Raw genomic sequence first — 17,477 nt, 5'->3', positions numbered from 1 at the left:
GCTTCGTCCATCACGTCTATCGCCTTGTCGGGTAGGTTTCTGTCGGTTATGTACTTTACAGACAACTCAACAGCCTTCTCTATTGACTCAGGGGTATACTCAACCTTATGGAACTCTTCAAACTTGGGTTTAAGTCCGTAGAGAATCTGTATAGTGTCCTCGGGTGAGGGTTGCTCAACGTATACGGGTTGGAATCTTCTCTCAAGGGCCCCGTCCTTTTCTATATACTTCCTGTATTCGTCAACCGTCGTAGCACCGATTACCTGTATCTCACCCCTGGCCAGTGCGGGCTTTAGCATATTGGATGCGTCTATAGAACCTTCCGCAGAACCTGCTCCTACAAGGGTGTGAAGCTCGTCTATAAAGAGGATTACGTTATTAGCCTTTTCAAGCTCCTTCAGTATGTTCTTCAGCCTTTCTTCAAACTGTCCTCTGTATTTTGTTCCCGCTACCAGTGCGGCAAGGTCAAGAGCTACAACCCTTTTGTTTAGAAGCGGTTCCGGGACTTCCTTGTTCGCTATCCTCTGAGCAAGTCCTTCAACTATGGCGGTTTTACCTACTCCAGGATCCCCGAGAAGAACGGGGTTGTTCTTCCTCCTTCTTACGAGAATCTGTATAACCCTTTCTATTTCTTTTTCCCTTCCTATTACGGGGTCTAGTTTTCCTTCCCTTGCCATCTGGGTGAGGTCTCTTGAGAACCTATCAAGGTTGGGTGTTGATACGTATCTCTGGCTCTCTTGGGGAGGAAGCTCTCCGAGAAGCTGGAGAACCTCTCTCCTTACAGAGTATTCGTCAAGACCAAAACTCCTTAAAATTCTTCCTCCCAGTCCCGTTTTTTCCCTAACTACTCCGATAAGAAGATGTTCAGGTCCCACAAACTGGTGGTGGAGGATTCTCGCCTCTTCTACCGCGAACTCTATAACCCTCTTCGCATCGGGAGCAAATAGAACCTCTCCCGAGTGGCTTCCGCGGGTCACTTGACCCATTACCGCCTTTCTTATTTTGTCAGGAGTGAGTCCAAATTTAGCAAGAACAAGTGTAGGTATATCTTCTTCCTTTATTAGTGCAAGTAATATATGCTCACTCCCGAGATAACTATGTCCGAGTTCAAGGGCTTCTTCCCTTGCCCTTAAGATAACTTGCCTTGCTCTTTCAGTAAACTTCTCAAACATGTTTCCTACCTCACCGTTTTTTATAAGATAAAAATATCCCTTACTTTTTCAAGAGTATGACACATCCCTTATTATGTAATCTTATAGTTATATAATTAAATCCTTAAAGGGCGTATGCCACTTCAAGTAGAATTATCTCCTTCAGTGTCTTAAAGAGTTTTTCCCTGTTTTCTTTTGCGTATGGAGGTATATCTTCTTCAGGTTCCCTCTCTTCGTCTATCACTATTCCCCTTCCTATGGGTGTGGATTCCTCAAGGTAAGATAGTTCTTTAACCTTCACGCCGTCCGCGTAAACCCTCACTACGGTAAATATACCTTCGGGAAGGGCTGAGCTGACTTCTTGGAGAACTTTATCAACAAATGTTTCCAAATCCTTACACACCCTTGCGAGGTTTCTCATCTTCTCAAGGGATATCTCAAGTTTTGCCTCTTTTTCGTCAACCTTTAGATACCTAACGGGTATACCCAGCTCGCAGTAAACAAAACCCCCCGTTAGGAGTATAGGTGAATCACTCAAAAGTCTTATGCTTATATCCTTTAAACCTATGCCCGTTCGGGTGAACTCCTTCATCCCACGCTTACTCCCGATAAGAGTTCCTTTAGTAATTTAACAGCTTCATCAAATTTGTCAGGGGCTTTTCCGCCTCCCTGAGCCAGATCTTCTCTTCCTCCTCCTCCTCCTTTAAGAACTTTCCCTACCTGTCTTATAAGCTCGTTTACCTTTACTTCTTTTGATATATTCTTAGAGCTTGCTATAACGAAGTTTATCTTTCCTTCCCTTCTTGAAGCTATAAATACAACATCCTTGCCGCTTCTCTGTCTTAACATATCCGCAAGGTTTCTAAGTTCTTCAGGTTCAACCTCTTCAAAAACGCCGTAGTGGAGCGTAAGCTCCCCTATTTTCTCTTCCTTTACCTTTTCCCTTATTTGAAGCTTGAGAATCTCCTGTCTTAACCTCTGTATCTCCTTTTCCTTTTCTCTTATTTCCTCTTTGAGTTCTTCTACCTTTTGTATGACTTCTTCCTCTTTAACACCTAAGGCGTTTGATACTCTTTTTAGAGTAGTATGCTCTTCAAAGGCCGTGTTTACAGCCCACCTTCCCGTTTGGGCTACAATCCTTCTCACTCCTGCTCCTACAGAACTTTCGGAAATTATCTTGAAGTAGCCTATGTCTCCGGTTGCGGAAACGTGCGTTCCACCGCAGAGCTCCTTTGAGAACTCCCCGCAGGAGATTACCCTTACCCTATCTCCGTATTTCTCTTCAAATATAGCTATGGCTCCGGTTTGGAGGGCTTCCTGATAAGCCATTTCCATAACGCTTACGGGAAGGTTTTCCCTAATCTTCTCGTTTACGAGTTCCTCTACTCTCTTTATCTCCTCTTCGGTTAGGGGTGCAAAGTGGGTAAAGTCAAATCTGAGGTATTTATCCGCAACGAGAGAACCTGCCTGTCTTACATGTTCACCGAGGAGGTTTCTAAGTGCTGCGTGAAGGAGGTGGGTAGCTGTGTGGTTTCTCATAATGTCCCATCTTCTCTCTTTATCAACCCTTGCGTGAACTACGTCTTTTACCCCTATCTTTCCTTTGAGAAGCTTACCTATGTGGACAATTATTCCCTCTGTAGGCTTTTGAGTATCCTCAACTTTGAATATTCCCTTATCCGTTTCTATTATTCCGCTATCCCCTATCTGACCACCACCTTCGGGGTAAAAGGGTGTTTCCCTAAGAATTATCTCCCCTTCTTCACCTTCTTTTATCTCGCTCACTATATCGTCCCTAACTATAATGCCGAGAACTTCGCTCTCATACTCAAGGTGCTCGTATCCTACAAACCTTGAGGTAATTCCGAGTTCCTTCAGGTGTGCGTAAACGGGTTTTACTTCCTTTGTTTCTATCTTAAAGCTTTTTCTCGCCCTTTCCCTTTGTTCTTCAAGCTCACATTGAAAACCTTCAAGGTCTACACCGAGTCCCTTTTCCTTCGCTATTTCTTGAATGAGGTCCACGGGAAAGCCGTATGTGTCGTAAGCGGTAAATACCTCTTTACCCGTAAGGGTCTTCCTTCCTTCGGATAGCGCCTTTTCTATTACCTCCTGTATGTATTCCATTCCCGACCTGAGGGTTCTTATAAACCTTTCTTCTTCACCCTTTACTATTCCCTTTACGAAATCACGGGAAAGCTCAAGCTCGGGATAGGGTTCTTTCATTATATCCACTACGAGGTCAACACCTTTGTAGAGGAAGGGCTCCGATATGCCGAGTTTGTATCCGAAACGCATAGCCCTCCTGAGAATTCTCCTTATTACGTAGCCTCTTCCCTCGTTTGAGGGAATAACACCATCGGATATAGCGAAGGTTATGGCCCTTAGGTGATCAGCTATTACCCTTAGGGCTACGTCCGTTTCAAACTTCTCCCCGTATTTCTTTCCCGATATCTCCTCCCCGAACTCTATAAGAGGATATATTATGTCTATCTCAAAGTTTGAGTTCTTACCCTGTAGAACAGAGGCTATACGTTCAAGACCCATCCCCGTGTCTATGTTGGGATGGGGAAGGGGTGTAAGAACTCCGTTTTCGTCCCTGTTGTATTGCATAAAAACAAGGTTCCATATCTCAAGGTATCTTTCTTCTCCTTCGTATTCCTCTCCTCTATCAACGTATATCTCGGAAGAAGGTCCGCAGGGACCCGTCTCTCCCATCTGCCAAAAGTTATCTTCCTCCCCGAGCTTCCATATTCTCTCTGAGGGAATACCTATGTGTTCATTCCATATACGGTATGCTTCTTCGTCGTCCTTGTAAACGGAAACGTAGAGTTTATCCTTCGGGAGCTTTAAAACTTCCGTGACGAATTCCCAGGCGTATTCTATGGCTTCTTTTTTGAAGTAATCGCCGAAAGAAAAGTTTCCGAGCATCTCAAAGAACGTATGGTGTCTTGATGTGTATCCTACTTGCTCAAGGTCGTTATGCTTTCCCGATACCCTGAGACATTTCTGACAGGAGGTAGCCCTTTTGTAAGGTCTTTTTTCAAGACCCAAGAATACGTTCTTGAAGGGAACCATACCGGCGTTTACGAAAAGTAGGGTGGGGTCGTTTTCGGGAATAAGGGAGGCGGACTTCACCCTGGTGTGTCCCTTCTTCTCAAAGAAGCTCAGAAAGAGTTCCCTAATCTCGTGTGTGCTAAAACCCATAGCTAAAGTTTAAATTATAGTTTTTTCTTAAAGAAGAAAATGTGACGGAAGAGGGGGAAGTTAGGAGGTTTCTCCTTCCGAGGATTGAGGTTTTTCCTCAAGAACTCTTTCTTCAGCGGGAATTACGTCAACCTCCTTGTATTCGTCAACACCTGTTCCCGCAGGGATGAGGTTTCCGATAATGACGTTTTCTTTAAGACCTCTAAGCTCGTCAACCTTACCTTCAACGGATGCATCTGTGAGAACTCTCGTAGTTTCTTGGAAGGATGCGGCGGATATCCAGCTTCTTGTTGAGAGTGCAGCCCTCGTTATACCGACAAGAACAGGCTCGGCCTTGGGAAGCTTTCCACCCTCAAGCTTAATCCTTTGAATTTCCTCTTCAAGTTCCTCCTTGTCTACCTCCTCACCTACAAGGAACCTGCTGTCTCCGGGGTCTATGATTCTTACCTTTTTGAGCATCTGTCTGATGATGATTTCAAAGTGTTTGTCGTTTATATCAACACCCTGGAGTTTGTAAACCATTTGAACCTCTTTTAGGAGGAACTTCTCAAGTTCCTCTATTCCCTTAATCCTGAGTATTTCCTCGGGAACGGGTGTTCCGTCCGTTAGGGGGTCTCCCGCTTTTACGTAATCTCCTTCCTTAACGAGGAGGAACTTACCCTTGGGAACAAAGTATTCCCTTTGGAGTCCCGTCTCGGGGTTGTAAACGATTACCTTAAAGCCTCTTCCCTTTATCCTTACCTGTCCGTCTATTTCCGCAACCTTCGTTTCCGTAATCTTTTGTCCCTTCTTTATGTATTGCCCATGTCTTACGAGGATTAGTTCGTCCTTCTTTATAGCGTACTTTTTCGTTTCTCCTGTCCTGGGGTTAAAGACGATAACTTCGTCCGCGTCCTCGTAAATCTTCACGTATCCGTCAATCTCGCTAAGTATAGCGGGGTTCTTGGGTTTCCTTGCTTCAAAGAGCTCCTCAACCCTCGGGAGACCACCTACTATATCCCTGACCTTTGCTGTTTCCTTGGGTATTCTTGCAAGTATATCACCGGGTTGAACCTCAAACTCTTTAACCACGTAATACCGGTGTTGGATAGTTGTCTCTTCTGATTCGGAACAGGTAGGGCATACCCTCCACTCAAGGGAGAGCTTATCAGCAGGTATGTTAAGTATTGCGTTTACGGGTAAGTCGTAAACGTATTCCTTACCATCCTCGGTTACTACAGCTATCCTCGGTGTGTGGAGCATCGCGTCCTTCGGTCTCATGAAAGAAACAACGGTCGCGGTCTTGCCCGTAATGACGTCCCTTTCTTCCCTTACGGTAACGTCAAGAATTATGTCTCTTAGTTCAACCTTACCGCCGACTTCAGCGATTATGTAGGTATTGAATGGGTCCCAGTCTGCAAGCTTAGTTCCGGCCTTTATGTTTTGTCCTTCCTCTACCAGCAGTCTCGCACCGTAGGGTATCGTGTGTCTCTCAAGGAGTCTTCCCTTTTCGTCCAGCACACCTATTGCGGCGTCCTTAGATACGTTTATCTTCTCACCCTTCCTGTTTACAATGAACTTGACGTTGTAGAACTTAACCATTCCATCACTTTCCGTCTTTACGAAGCTCTGAACTTTTTGTGCGGTAGCTGCTCCACCTATGTGGAAGGTTCTCATCGTGAGCTGTGTTCCGGGTTCACCTATGGATTGAGCCGCTATTATACCGACTGCTTCTCCTACGGATACTATCTTTCTTTGTGAGAGGTCCCATCCGTAGCACATAGCACAAACACCGTGTTTTGCTTCACAGGTGAGAGGAGACCTGACCTTAACCTTTTCTATACCCGCCCTAGCTATTCTCTCGGCGAGTTTCTCATCAACTACCTCATTTCTTCTTGCTATCACTTCACCGGTGTACGGGTCCTTTACGTCTTCCGCAAGAACTCTACCGAATATCCTATCCTTTAGGGGAACCCTTTCTTCTCCCGCTTCTATTATAGGTTCCATCTCGAAACCTTTAACAGTTCCGCAGTCCTTTTCGGTTATTGTTATGTCTTGTGCAACGTCAACGAGTCTTCTCGTGAGGTATCCCGCAAATGCGGTCTTGAGAGCAGTATCCGCAAGACCCTTTCTCGCACCGTAGGTTGATATGAAGTATTCAAGAACCGATAGTCCTTCCCTGAAGTTTGAGATAATCGGGGTTTCTATGAACTCACCGGAGTGCTTAGCCATAAGACCTCTCATTCCGGCGAGCTGCCTTATTTGGTCCCTGTTACCCCTTGCACCGGATACCGCCATCATGTATATGGGGTTAAAGGTTCCGGGGTATTCCTTACCATTCTCTATTCTCGTGGAATGTTCTATCTCTTCAAACATAGCCTTTGAGACGGCGTTCGTGGCTTCGGACCATACATCTATAATCCTGTTATACCTTTCCTTGTTGGTTATTATTCCATGAACGTATTGGTTCCATATCTCCTCGGTTTTTTTGAGGGCTTCCTTTATTATCTTTTCCTTTACTTTGGGAACTTGGAGGTCGTCTATACCTATGGATATACCCGCAAGGGTTGACCTTAGGAATCCGAGTTCCTTAAGCCTGTCCAGGAACTTAACCGTTTCCTCGTTTCCTACGGATATGTAAAGGTTTGTTATGAGTTTTGAGAGTCTCTTCTTGTCAAGGGTTTCGTTAACGAATGGTTGGCCTTCAGGCATTATGGAGTTAAAGAGAACCCTTCCGGGTGTTGTTTCTATCCACTCCTTTCCTACCTTGAATTTAATCTTTGCATGTACATCAACGTGTCCAAGCTCCAGGGCCTTTATAACTTCTTCGTAAGAGGTGAAGGCTTTCCCTTCTCCCTTTCTTCCGGGTATGGGGTCGTGGGTTATGTAGTATGTCCCGAGAACCATGTCTTGAGACGGCATCGTGAGGGGCTTTCCGTGTGCGGGAGAAAGTATGTTCTGGGTTGAGAGCATAAGTATGTAGGATTCGAGTTGAGCTTCTATTCCGAGGGGAACGTGAACAGCCATCTGGTCTCCGTCAAAGTCTGCGTTGAAGGGAGGACATACCAAGGGGTGCAGCTGTATTGCCTTTCCTTCCACAAGAACAGGTTCAAAGGCCTGGATTGAAGGTCTGTGTAATGTGGGAGCTCTATTGAGAAGGACGGGGTGCTGCTTTACAACCTCTTCAAGACACTCCCATACCTCGGGTGTCTTTTGTTCAACAAGCTTTTTCGCGTGCTTTATAGAAGTTGCATACCCCTTTTCTTCAAGTCTTCTGTAAACGAAGGGTTTGAACAGCTCAAGAGCCATTATCTTGGGAAGTCCGCACTGGTGCATCTGGAGTTCGGGACCCACAACTATAACGGAACGACCCGAGTAGTCAACTCTCTTACCCAGGAGGTTCTGTCTGAACCTCCCTTGTTTTCCTTTTAGGTAGTCTGCAAGGGATTTTAAGGGTCTTCCGTTCTGTTTTACGGGATTTCCTCTCTTTCCGTTGTCTATAAGTGCGTCAACAGCCTCTTGGAGCATTCTCTTTTCGTTCCTGATGATTATGTCGGGAGCACTTAGCTCTATTAGTCTCTTGAGTCTGTTGTTCCTGTTAATAACCCTTCTGTAAAGGTCGTTAAGGTCCGAGGTTGCAAACCTTCCCCCGTCAAGGGCGACGAGCGGTCTGAGCTCGGGGGGTATTACGGGAAGAACCTCAAGAATCATCCATTCGGGCCTGTTTCCGCTCTTCTTGAATCCCTCAACGAGTTGGAGAATTCTGAGAGCCTTTCTTATTCTCGCCTCCGATACTTCTCTGAGAACAGCTGTTCTTACGTCCTCTTTAATCTTTTCAAATATGGGTATATCTCTCTTGTGTTCCCTTACCTTTTCGTAGTAAACCCTTAGTGCTTCCCTTCCGGTGAGACAGTTATCTCCGCAGTCCTCGTACTCTACCTCTCCGGTTTCAACGTTAAGGTGAAGTTCCTCGGTTATTATCCTGTGTATCGCTTGTTCCAAGGTAAGACCTTTATCCTCAAGACCTTTTAGCTCAACTCCGTAAGCTCTGAAATCGTCAGCTATAACCTTTACGAGCTTTTGGTATAGGTTCTTATACCTTTCCGCTACCTCCCTTCCTAGGTCCTCAAAGCCCAAGCTGTAGGGTTTTACGAGTTCTTTCAGTTTCTTTGAGTAAGCGTCAAGGTCTATCTTTGATAGAACCTCTTTTAGTATCTCAGCTCCCATTCCGTATTCGTATTTCTCGTCTATGGAAAAAGCGTATTTTTCTTCAAACTCTTCCTCGTTAACAACGTGAAGCTTTACCCACTTTGTTGATATGCCGTCGTTAAGGGGTATCGTTCCCTCGTCCTTCTCAAACTTTTCCTCCTCCTCTTCGTTCGGATACTCTATCACGAGGTAAGATTCAAAGTAAGCAACCCTTTCAACGTCACGGGAAGTAAGGTTAAGGAGCGTTCCTATCTTTGAGGGTGTGCTCTTTAGGAACCATATGTGAACCACGGGAGCTGCGAGTTCTATGTGTCCGAACCTTTCCCTTCTTACGTATGAGCTTGTTACCTCAACACCGCACTTCTCACATATCTTTCCTTCATATCTCTTCCCCCTGTATTTTCCACAGAGACACTCGTAGTCCTTCGTAGGACCGAATATCTTCGCACAGAATAGCCCATCCTTTTCGGGCTTAAGGGTTCTGTAGTTTAAGGTTTCAGGTCTCTTTACCTCACCGTAGGACCAGCTTCTGATATCATCAGGAGAAGCAAGCATAAGCTTGATTTTTGAAAAAGGAAAGATACCCCTACCTTTTGTGCTCATTTTTCTTCCTCCTCTTTAATCTCAACTTGGTCACAGGGTTTTTCCTCGCCGTTCATACACTTAACGTTAAGGCTGAGACCTTTAAGTTCCCTTACGAGAACCTTGAAGGATTCAGGTATACCGGGTGTGTAGGTGTACTTTCCTTTAACGATAGCTTCGTAAACTTTACTTCTACCCTCTACGTCGTCGGACTTAACGGTGAGCATTTCCTGAAGGGTATAGGCTGCCCCGTGGGCTTCAAGTGCCCAGACTTCCATTTCACCAAGTCTTTGACCACCGAACTGAGCCCTACCCCCGAGGGGTTGTTGCGTAACGAGGGAGTAAGGACCTGTTGCCCTTGCGTGTATCTTGTCGTCAACCATGTGTATGAGCTTAAGCATATGCATATATCCGACCGTAACCTCAAAGTCAAATGGTTCTCCTGTTCTTCCGTCATATAGTGTCGTCTTCCCGCTTTCGGGAAGTCCTGCTTTCTTAAGAAGTTCCTTAACGGCTTTTTCGTCAGCGCCTTCAAAGGCCGGTGTTGCCATAGGTACTCCCCTTTCAGCGTAGTCTCTAACGACGCTCCAGAACTCTTCTTCGGACAGTGAGTTTAAGAACTCTTCTATGAACTTAGCGTTCTCTCCGTTTTCATCACCTATGGCGTAAATCTCTTTTAGGTATTGGGTAATTGCCTCTCTGTCCCTTCCTTTTTCTATCATCTCACCTATCTTTTTACCCAGTTCTTTTGCAGCCCACCCGAGGTGTGTTTCCAGTATCTGTCCTACGTTCATACGTGATGGAACACCTAACGGGTTGAGAACTATGTCTACAGGTGTTCCGTCGGGAAGGAAGGGCATATCCTCAACGGGAAGAACCACGGATATAACACCTTTGTTTCCGTGCCTTCCCGCCATCTTATCTCCTACTTTTATCTTTCTCTTGTTTGCTATGAATACCTTAACAAGGGTTATAACTCCGGGCGGAAGGTCTCTTCTCTTTAGAAGAGTTTCCTTCTTCTCTTGGTAAACCTTCTGGAGCATATCTATCTGTGTTCTTGAGCGAGTGTATATCTCCCTAATCTTCTTTATGAGTTCTTCATCGGTAAAGAAGTTTTCGGGTCTTGCGAGTATGTAATTTGAGAACTCCTTAAATATCTCTTCCGTTATTTCTGTTCCTTTCTTAACTTCCTTTCTTCCTATCTTCGCGTCCTTGTCAGTCTTTTTACCGAGGATTAAGCCTTTTAGAACCTTTTCCACACCGCTCATTAAGAGGTTTTTCTTCTTCTCAAGCTCCCTCTCAAGAGCTTCCAGTTCTTCCCTTTCCACTTTTTGGGCGAGCATATCCTTAGAGGCTTTTCCTCCTTTTCTCGTGAACACCTGAACGTCTATTACGATTCCCTCAACACCCGGAGGGCACCTAAGGGATGCGTCTTTTACATCCTTTGTCTTCTCACCGAATATAGCTTGTAGAAGTTTTTCTTCCGGGGTGAGTCTCGTTTCCCCTTTAGGTGTTACCTTCCCTACGAGTATATCCCCCGGTTTTACGTAAGTTCCGACCCTTACTATTCCGTGCTCATCCAGGTGCGCGAGGGCCCTTTCGGGAACTCCAGGAATCTGTCTCGTTATTTCTTCATCACCTACTTTCGTTTCCCTCGCCTCAACCTCAAGCTCCTCTATGTGTATAGAAGTGTAAACGTCTTCCTTTACGAGTCTCTCGGAAATGACTATTGCGTCCTCAAAGTTGTAACCTCTCCAGGGCATAAAAGCAACGAGAACGTCTTTTCCGAGGGCGAGTTCTCCCCTGTCCGTAGAGTGTCCGTCTGCTATTATCTGGCCCTTCTCTACTTTTTCTCCCTTCTTTACTATCGGCCTTTGGTTTACACAGGTTTTCTGGTTTGTTCTCTCAAACTTCCTGAGCTCGTATATGTCTATTCCTATATCAAGGGGGTCGTCAAGGTTAATCTCTTCGGGATTAACCCTTATGATAATCTTTGAACTGTCCACTTCTTCAACAACTCCACCCCTTCTCGCAATGACCACGGCGTGGGAGTCCCTGGCTATCTTTTTTTCCATTCCCGTTCCTACAAGGGGAGCCTGTGTAAATATGAGAGGAACCGCTTGCCTTTGCATGTTTGAACCCATAAGTGCTCTGTTTGCGTCGTCGTGCTCAAGGAAGGGAATCAATGAGGAAGAAGGGGATATTACCTGTCTGGGCGATACGTCTATGTAGTCTACCTGTTCGGGTTTTACAAGTCTTATATCGTTCTTATGTCTTGCGAGAACGAACTCCGCCTTTATCCTTCCTTCCTCATCGGTGGGCGTGCTCTGGGCTATTACGTAGTTCTCTTCCTCGTAAGCCGCAAGCCACTCTATTTTATCGGTAACTTTTCCGTTCTCAACCTTTCTGTAGGGAGTTATAAGGAATCCGTATTCGTTCACCCTTGCGTAAACAGTGGGTGATGTAACGAGACCTATGTTCTGACCTTCGGGGGTTTCTATAGGACATATCCTTCCGTAGTGGGAGGGGTGGACGTCCCTTATCTCAAACTTTGCACTTTCCCTCGTAAGACCACCGGGACCTAAAGCAGAAAGCCTTCTCTTGTGGGTAAGCTCGGAAAGAGGATTAGTGTTATCAAGGTACTGGGATAGTTGGCCTGTCTTCAGGAAGTCAGCTATGGCGTTTGTAACGTAACGGGGATTTATGAAGTCTTGGGGTTTCAAGTCTGGCTGTTCGGGGTGTATGGTTGCGGAACGGTCCCTGAAGACCTTTTCCATCTTGGCTATTCCGAGTCTTGCCTGGTTTTCAAGGAGCTCACCTACTGACCTAACCCTTCTGTTTCCGAGGTGAGCTATATCGTCTTTCTTAACCCGTCCGTGCCTGAGGTCTATTAAGTACTTGAGTATATTAACGAGGTCTATGGAAAGTAAGAACCTCGCTTCGTCCTCGGTATAGTCCTTAACTTTTACCTCCTTGAGGTTCTTAAACAGTTCTTTCAGGAGTTCCTTCGTTACCCTGGTTCCCGCCTTATACTCTCCGTAGTCTTCCGCAAGTGCAAGAGGAGGCAGGTTATCTATCAGGTCTATATCGGTCGGCTTTAATACCTTCGGTATATTGTGAACCTTTGCATTTATCTTTACCCTACCTACCCTTGATAGGTCATATCTCTTTAGATCCCTGAAGAATACGTTGAAGTATACCCTCGCTCTCTCAATTATGGAGTCTATTTCCATAGTGAGTGCTTCTATGTGTCTGAGTTTTTTGTACATCTCCATAAGTCCGTAATCCCTCAGGGTGTATTCCGCGGGAACTTTTACGGGACTCCTCTTGTCAACGTCCCTCGGGGATGTATCCGTAGCGAGGGTATCTATAAGGCTCTTTCCGTATGGGCTCTTTATAACGTTTTCACGGGGAACGGAAGTTACGCTGAGAACTTCTATTCTTTCATCATCAAGAATTCTAACGAGTTCTTCCCACTCCTCTATATATCTTTCTTCAATTATCTCCCTTTCCTTTGAAGTTCCAAATCCTGCAATTTTTGCTTTGAACTTCAGTATTGCAAATATGTAATGGTGCTCTAAGTCCTCAGGGGTAAACTCCTCTCCCGTTTCCGCATCGTATAAATACTTATCCTTTACGACGTATTTTCTTACACCCTCGTAAAAGGGTCTTAGGATATCGTAAGCTGTTTCAAGCCCGAAGGCACGGAGAACGGATATAGCACTCAGCTTTTTCCTGTCTATTCGCGCTGATATGAGGTCCGTAGCACCGGAAAGTTCAAACTCAACCCTTGAACCCTTGTCGGGTATTATGCTGGCCCTGTAAAGAATTCTCGTTATGGTTGCGTCCTTTTGTTTTTCCTCCTTTTCGTCAAAGAAAACACCGCTTGAACGTATAAGCTGGTTAATAATTATCCTTTCCGTTCCGTTAATAATAAACGAACCGTTTTCGGTCATAAGAGGAACTTCACCGAAGTAAACCTTCCTGGGAGGGAACGTTCTGTAGCCGTTTTTCGTTTTTGCCTTTATCTGGAGCATAACCCTGAGGGGTGCGGAGTAGGTAAGTCCCTTTAGTTTACACTCTTCGGGGGTAAACTTTTCTTTGTAAACGAGCTTGGCACCACATTCGGGACAATCAACGTCCCAACCGCCGAGAAGGTCATCTTTAGGTTTATAACCGCATCTATTACATTCCCAGTCTCCGATTTCGTAACCCAGGTACTCAAGAATAAAGTTTTCATCCGGGTCCTTAAACGGGAAAGATGTCCTGAATATGTGTTCAAGTCCTACGTTTTTTCTCTTGTAGGGGTTAACCTTTAACTGAACGAAGTTTTCAAAGGAGTTCTTGGGTATACTTAGGAGATAGGGAGGTTCCAGAATCTCTGTTCTTCTACCGAAAAACTTACGGGGTAATGTAATTTTTACCATGGTTTTACCTCACCTCTTTTATTCTTATGGTCGTAAAGAGACAGTATAAACCCATCGGACAATATTTTAAATTTATAACAAAAATTTTAGGTGTCAATATTTTCTTTTTCAATTTGCTACCTGTAAGAAATTACCCTTTTTTCAACTTCCTTCAGGAAAATACACCTCCGAAAGAGAAGTTTAGGAAGAAAAGCAGGGGATCACTTGAGTTCAACCTCTGCCCCTGCTTCTTCAAGCTTCTTCTTAATCTGTTCCGCTTCTTCCTTGGAAACACCTTCCTTAACGGGTTTGGGAGCGTTATCAACAAGTTCCTTAGCTTCTTTGAGTCCGAGTCCGGTAATTTCCCTTACAACCTTGATAACTTGTATCTTATTCTTTCCGGGAGACTTGAGTATTACATCAAATTCGGTCTTTTCTTCCGCCTGTGCGGGTGCTCCTGCCGCCGCTCCGGCAGCGGGTGCTGCCGCAACCATTGCAGCCGCAGAAACACCGAACTCCTCTTCAAGCCTCTTGACAAGCTCTGCAACCTCTAAGACGGACATGTTCTTAATGGCTTCTACGATTTCATCAATAGTTAACGTAGCCATCTTACTGACCTCCTTTAGATTTTTCCTCTTCAATAGCTTTAAGAACTAAAACAAGCTTTTGAGGAACAGCTTTTAACGTCATAGCAAGCTGCGTAACAGGTGCAATCATAACACCGAGAAGTTTCGCTATGAGTTCCTCCTTGCTCGGGAGTTCCGCAAGCTCTTTGACCTGGTCAGGCGAAATATACTTATAGTCAAGTAGCCCTCCCTTTATCCTTCCTTCCCACTCCTTGTCAAAGGTCTCTTTGAGGAACTCTACAAGCTTTTTGGTAACTGCTACGGGATCATCGTAAGCAAAGAGTGCCGCAGTAGGTCCTATAAATATATCCCTGTGGTCTGAAAGAGCTGTATCCGAGAAAGCCCTGTAAAACAGCGTGTTCTTCCCAACAACTATCTCACCCTTGAGGTCCTTTATATCAAGCCTGAGAAGTGTTAAGGGGTATGCGTCTATTCCCTGAAAGTTGAAGAAAACAACAAATCCGTTTGATTTCTGTAGCCTTTCTTTGTAGGAGTTTACGAGCTCCTGTTTTCTTAAAAGTGTTTTTCTGCTTGCAGCGCTTCTTTCCCTTTCGGAATAAGCTTCCTTGTTAAATTCAGCCATACCTTAACCCTCCGTTAAGCCGCTCTTTCCTGAAGCCTCTTTAAAGTTTCGTTTATATCAATCTTTACACTGGGGCTCATAGTTAGAGAGAGGGCTATGTTCTTCACATACTGGCCCTTTGCCCCTGAGGGTTTTGCCCTCATTACAGCGTCTATTGCGGCGTAAATGTTATCCAGGAGTTTTGCCTTGTCAAAGGAAACTTTACCCACAGGCATGTGTATATTTCCCGCCTTATCAACTTTAAACTCAACTCTTCCCTTCTTAGCGTCCTTTATAGCCTGTTCAACGTTTTTCGTAACCGTTCCCGTCTTGGGTGATGGCATAAGGCCCCTGGGTCCCAGTATTCTACCGAGTTTTGCTACTTTCGGCATCATCTCGGGGGTTGCTATCGCAACGTCAAAGTCGGTCCACTCTTCCTTAAGAATTTTGTTTATGAGCTCGTCTCCTCCTACGTAATCCGCTCCGGCTTCTTCGGCTCTTTTTGCATCCTCACCTTCGGCAAATACGAGAACCTTTATGGGTTTTCCCAGGCCGTGGGGAAGGACTACGGAACCTCTTACCATTTGGTCCGCATAACGGGGGTCTACGTTGAGCCTCATAGCGAGTTCTACGGTCTCGTCAAACCTTCTCTGGAGAACTTCCTCCATCTTCTTTAGAAGGTCCACCGCCTCCTCTACGGTGTATCTCTTGTTTTTATCAACAAGTTTTGCAGCTTCTATGTATTTTTTACCCCTTCTCGCCATGGCACTACTCCTTCCAACCTTCTATCTCAATACCCATGCTTTTTGCGGTCCCTGCTACCGTTCTCATTGCAGCTTTTAGGTCCCTGGTATTCATATCTTTCATCTTCATTTTGGCTATTTCTTCAAGCTGTTTAACCGTTATCTTTCCTACTTTAACCCTTTTTGGGTCGGATGAACCTTTTTCCACCCCCGCGGCTTTCTTGAGAAGGTAGGATACCGGGGGTGTTTTCATTATGAAAGTAAAGCTTCTGTCCTGGTATACCGTTATAACAACGGGCAGTATTGTTCCCGGTTCGTAGTCCCTGCTTGCGGCGTTAAACTGCTTTACAAACTCCATTATGTTTACACCGTGCTGACCTAACGCAGGTCCTACGGGTGGTGCCGGGGACGCCTGTTGAGCCGGAAGCATAAGCTCTATGGTGGCTACCACCTTCTTAGCCATATCTCAAGCCTCCTTCAAATCTTTTCCACCTGGTCAAAATCAAGCTCTACGGGTGTCATCCTTCCAAATATACTTATCATAACAGTAAGCTTCCTCTTATCGGGATGGACTTCCTCCACGGTTCCCGTAAAGTTCATAAAGGGTCCTTCTATAACCCTTACCTGGTCGCCTTTTTCAAACTCAACTTTAGTAGGTTTAATACCTTTTCTTATCTGATTAAGTATCCTCTCTACTTCTTCATCTTTAAGGGGAACCGGTTTACCACCAACCATTACAGGTCTGAAAACGTGGGGTGTTTTCTCTATCGCCATAAGAAGTTTATCGTTCATACGGGCTTTTACGAGTATGTAGCCGGGAAATATCTTATTATCAAGAATAATTTTTGCCTCCGTTTTGTTCTCTTTACACGTTATTTTTTGACCCGGCTTTGATATCGGGGGAGCGTTTACACAGGTATCTCCGTCAACACTTTCAATAACCCTAACCTCCCCGTTTTCTATTCTAAAAGTCGTTACTCCCTTCTTTCCGAGAACGGGAATATCCCTCGCGTTTCCCTTGAGAGAGAGCCTATACTTCTCCTTCCCCTGAGCCCTTATAACAACCTTTTCTTCAGCCGGAACTATTACCTCATCTACAAGGTCCTTTAGACCTTCTATCTCAAGAACCTTAAGCAGGTTTTCCTTGGCCTCGTTTTCCTTTCCGGGCTCAACCTGAAGGGCATACCACTTTTTCTCAAGCTGTTGCTCTTGCTTCTCCGTGTTCATAGGCTCCCTCTCAAGGAAAGTATGAAGGATATAATTTTAGTAAAACCGAGGTCTAAAATCCAAAGATAAACACCCACCACAAGAGAGAATATTATAACACTTATCGTAGCTTTTATAACAGTTTCCCTCTTCGGCCATACTACTCTTTTGAGCTCATCTTTTACTCCCGTGAGGAACTCCCTGAGTTTATCCATTTTCTTTTACCCCGAAAAAGTTAGGTAAATGGCGGGGCTGGGAGGACTCGAACCCCCACCCACGGGATTTGGAGTCCCGCGCTCTGCCAATTGAGCTACAGCCCCACAAAGGAAAAAATTTACTTCACTTCCCTGTGTATGGTGTGTTTTCTACACCACTTGCAGTATTTCCTGAGCTCAAGCCTCTCGGGGTGTTTCTGTTTATTCTTCGTCGTTGTGTAGTTCCTCCTTTTACACTCCGTGCAAGCAAGCGTTATTATTTCCCTTGCCATCTTTAAACTCCTCAGTCAAGGATTTTAGTAACAACACCCGCACCGACAGTTTTTCCACCTTCCCTTATCGCAAACCTAAGCCCTTCCTCCAGCGCCACAGGTGCTATAAGCTCAACCTCAAGCTCCACATTGTCCCCGGGCATAACCATCTCTACTCCTTCAGGTAGCTTTACCACCGTCCCGGTCACATCCGCAGTCCTGAAGTAAAACTGCGGCCTGTAGTTCACAAAAAACGGCGTGTGCCTTCCTCCTTCCTCCTTGCTCAAAACATACACCTGCGCCCTGAACTTCCTGTGAGCCTTCACACTCCCGGGCTGCGCTA

13 protein-coding genes and 1 tRNA gene are annotated in these 17,477 nt (G+C 45.2%); all 14 read right to left on the bottom strand.

The window, feature by feature from the left end; genetic code table 11:
- A partial coding sequence (locus ACWB1W_RS06865; protein WP_479370637.1) for a Clp protease N-terminal domain-containing protein occupies positions 1-1,172 on the bottom strand: 1,172 nt, incomplete at its 3' end.
- Positions 1,173-1,275: 103 nt separating this feature from the next.
- Positions 1,276-1,743 carry a hypothetical protein gene (locus tag ACWB1W_RS06860; protein ID WP_479370636.1) on the bottom strand — a complete coding sequence of 156 codons (468 nt, stop codon included), beginning with the start codon at positions 1,741-1,743 and terminating at the stop codon, positions 1,276-1,278.
- A complete protein-coding gene (alaS, locus tag ACWB1W_RS06855; protein WP_479370635.1) occupies positions 1,740-4,355 on the bottom strand; it encodes an alanine--tRNA ligase in 2,616 nt (871 codons plus the stop codon). Before alaS ends, ACWB1W_RS06860 begins: the two co-directional genes overlap by 4 nt.
- 60 nt (positions 4,356-4,415) lie before the next feature.
- The gene (rpoC, locus tag ACWB1W_RS06850; RefSeq protein WP_479370634.1) at positions 4,416-9,146 is read right to left on the bottom strand and encodes a DNA-directed RNA polymerase subunit beta'; all 4,731 of its coding nucleotides are present in this window, start codon (positions 9,144-9,146) and stop codon (positions 4,416-4,418) included.
- Entirely contained in the window at positions 9,143-13,552 is a 4,410-nt protein-coding gene (gene rpoB / locus ACWB1W_RS06845; RefSeq protein ID WP_479370633.1) for a DNA-directed RNA polymerase subunit beta, read from the bottom strand. Before rpoB ends, rpoC begins: the two co-directional genes overlap by 4 nt.
- 200 nt (positions 13,553-13,752) lie before the next feature.
- Positions 13,753-14,139: a 50S ribosomal protein L7/L12 gene (gene rplL, locus ACWB1W_RS06840; RefSeq protein ID WP_479370632.1), complete on the bottom strand. Its 387-nt coding sequence runs from the start codon at positions 14,137-14,139 to the stop codon at positions 13,753-13,755.
- A 1-nt stretch (position 14,140) separates the two neighbouring features.
- Positions 14,141-14,740 carry a 50S ribosomal protein L10 gene (gene rplJ, locus ACWB1W_RS06835; protein WP_479370631.1) on the bottom strand — a complete coding sequence of 200 codons (600 nt, stop codon included), beginning with the start codon at positions 14,738-14,740 and terminating at the stop codon, positions 14,141-14,143.
- 14 nt (positions 14,741-14,754) lie between these two features.
- Positions 14,755-15,483, bottom strand: coding sequence for a 50S ribosomal protein L1 (rplA, locus tag ACWB1W_RS06830; protein ID WP_479370630.1), 729 nt, complete (start codon positions 15,481-15,483; stop codon positions 14,755-14,757).
- A gap of 4 nt (positions 15,484-15,487) precedes the next feature.
- Positions 15,488-15,925 (bottom strand): 50S ribosomal protein L11, encoded by a 438-nt coding sequence (gene rplK / locus ACWB1W_RS06825; protein ID WP_010881263.1) that lies wholly within the window; start codon positions 15,923-15,925, stop codon positions 15,488-15,490.
- Positions 15,926-15,939: 14 nt separating this feature from the next.
- Entirely contained in the window at positions 15,940-16,689 is a 750-nt protein-coding gene (gene nusG, locus ACWB1W_RS06820) for a transcription termination/antitermination protein NusG (RefSeq protein WP_479370629.1), read from the bottom strand.
- Positions 16,686-16,883 (bottom strand): preprotein translocase subunit SecE, encoded by a 198-nt coding sequence (gene secE / locus ACWB1W_RS06815; RefSeq protein ID WP_479370628.1) that lies wholly within the window; start codon positions 16,881-16,883, stop codon positions 16,686-16,688. The genes nusG and secE overlap by 4 nt, the downstream gene beginning before the upstream one ends.
- Positions 16,884-16,912: 29 nt before the next feature.
- Positions 16,913-16,988 (bottom strand) — tRNA-Trp (locus ACWB1W_RS06810).
- Positions 16,989-17,002: 14 nt separating this feature from the next.
- The gene (gene rpmG / locus ACWB1W_RS06805; protein ID WP_010881260.1) at positions 17,003-17,155 is read right to left on the bottom strand and encodes a 50S ribosomal protein L33; all 153 of its coding nucleotides are present in this window, start codon (positions 17,153-17,155) and stop codon (positions 17,003-17,005) included.
- 11 nt (positions 17,156-17,166) lie between these two features.
- On the bottom strand, positions 17,167-17,477 hold a 311-nt coding region (locus ACWB1W_RS06800; protein WP_479370627.1), incomplete at its 5' end, for an EF-Tu C-terminal domain-related protein.

Source organism: Aquifex sp. (assembly GCF_056494385.1).
The sequence above is the reverse complement of the archived record's forward strand: the minus strand, read 5'-3'. Positions and strand labels throughout refer to the sequence as shown.

Excerpts from the sequence above, each read along its gene's own strand:
- ACWB1W_RS06860 (WP_479370636.1), bottom strand. The coding sequence starts at position 1,743 with ATGAAGGAGTTCACCCGAACGGGCATAGGTTTAAAGGATATAAGCATA.
- alaS (WP_479370635.1), bottom strand. The coding sequence starts at position 4,355 with ATGGGTTTTAGCACACACGAGATTAGGGAACTCTTTCTGAGCTTCTTT.
- rpoC (WP_479370634.1), bottom strand. The coding sequence starts at position 9,146 with ATGAGCACAAAAGGTAGGGGTATCTTTCCTTTTTCAAAAATCAAGCTT.
- rpoB (WP_479370633.1), bottom strand. The coding sequence starts at position 13,552 with ATGGTAAAAATTACATTACCCCGTAAGTTTTTCGGTAGAAGAACAGAG.
- rplL (WP_479370632.1), bottom strand. The coding sequence starts at position 14,139 with ATGGCTACGTTAACTATTGATGAAATCGTAGAAGCCATTAAGAACATG.
- rplJ (WP_479370631.1), bottom strand. The coding sequence starts at position 14,740 with ATGGCTGAATTTAACAAGGAAGCTTATTCCGAAAGGGAAAGAAGCGCT.
- rplA (WP_479370630.1), bottom strand. The coding sequence starts at position 15,483 with ATGGCGAGAAGGGGTAAAAAATACATAGAAGCTGCAAAACTTGTTGAT.
- rplK (WP_010881263.1), bottom strand. The coding sequence starts at position 15,925 with ATGGCTAAGAAGGTGGTAGCCACCATAGAGCTTATGCTTCCGGCTCAA.
- nusG (WP_479370629.1), bottom strand. The coding sequence starts at position 16,689 with ATGAACACGGAGAAGCAAGAGCAACAGCTTGAGAAAAAGTGGTATGCC.
- secE (WP_479370628.1), bottom strand. The coding sequence starts at position 16,883 with ATGGATAAACTCAGGGAGTTCCTCACGGGAGTAAAAGATGAGCTCAAA.
- rpmG (WP_010881260.1), bottom strand. The coding sequence starts at position 17,155 with ATGGCAAGGGAAATAATAACGCTTGCTTGCACGGAGTGTAAAAGGAGG.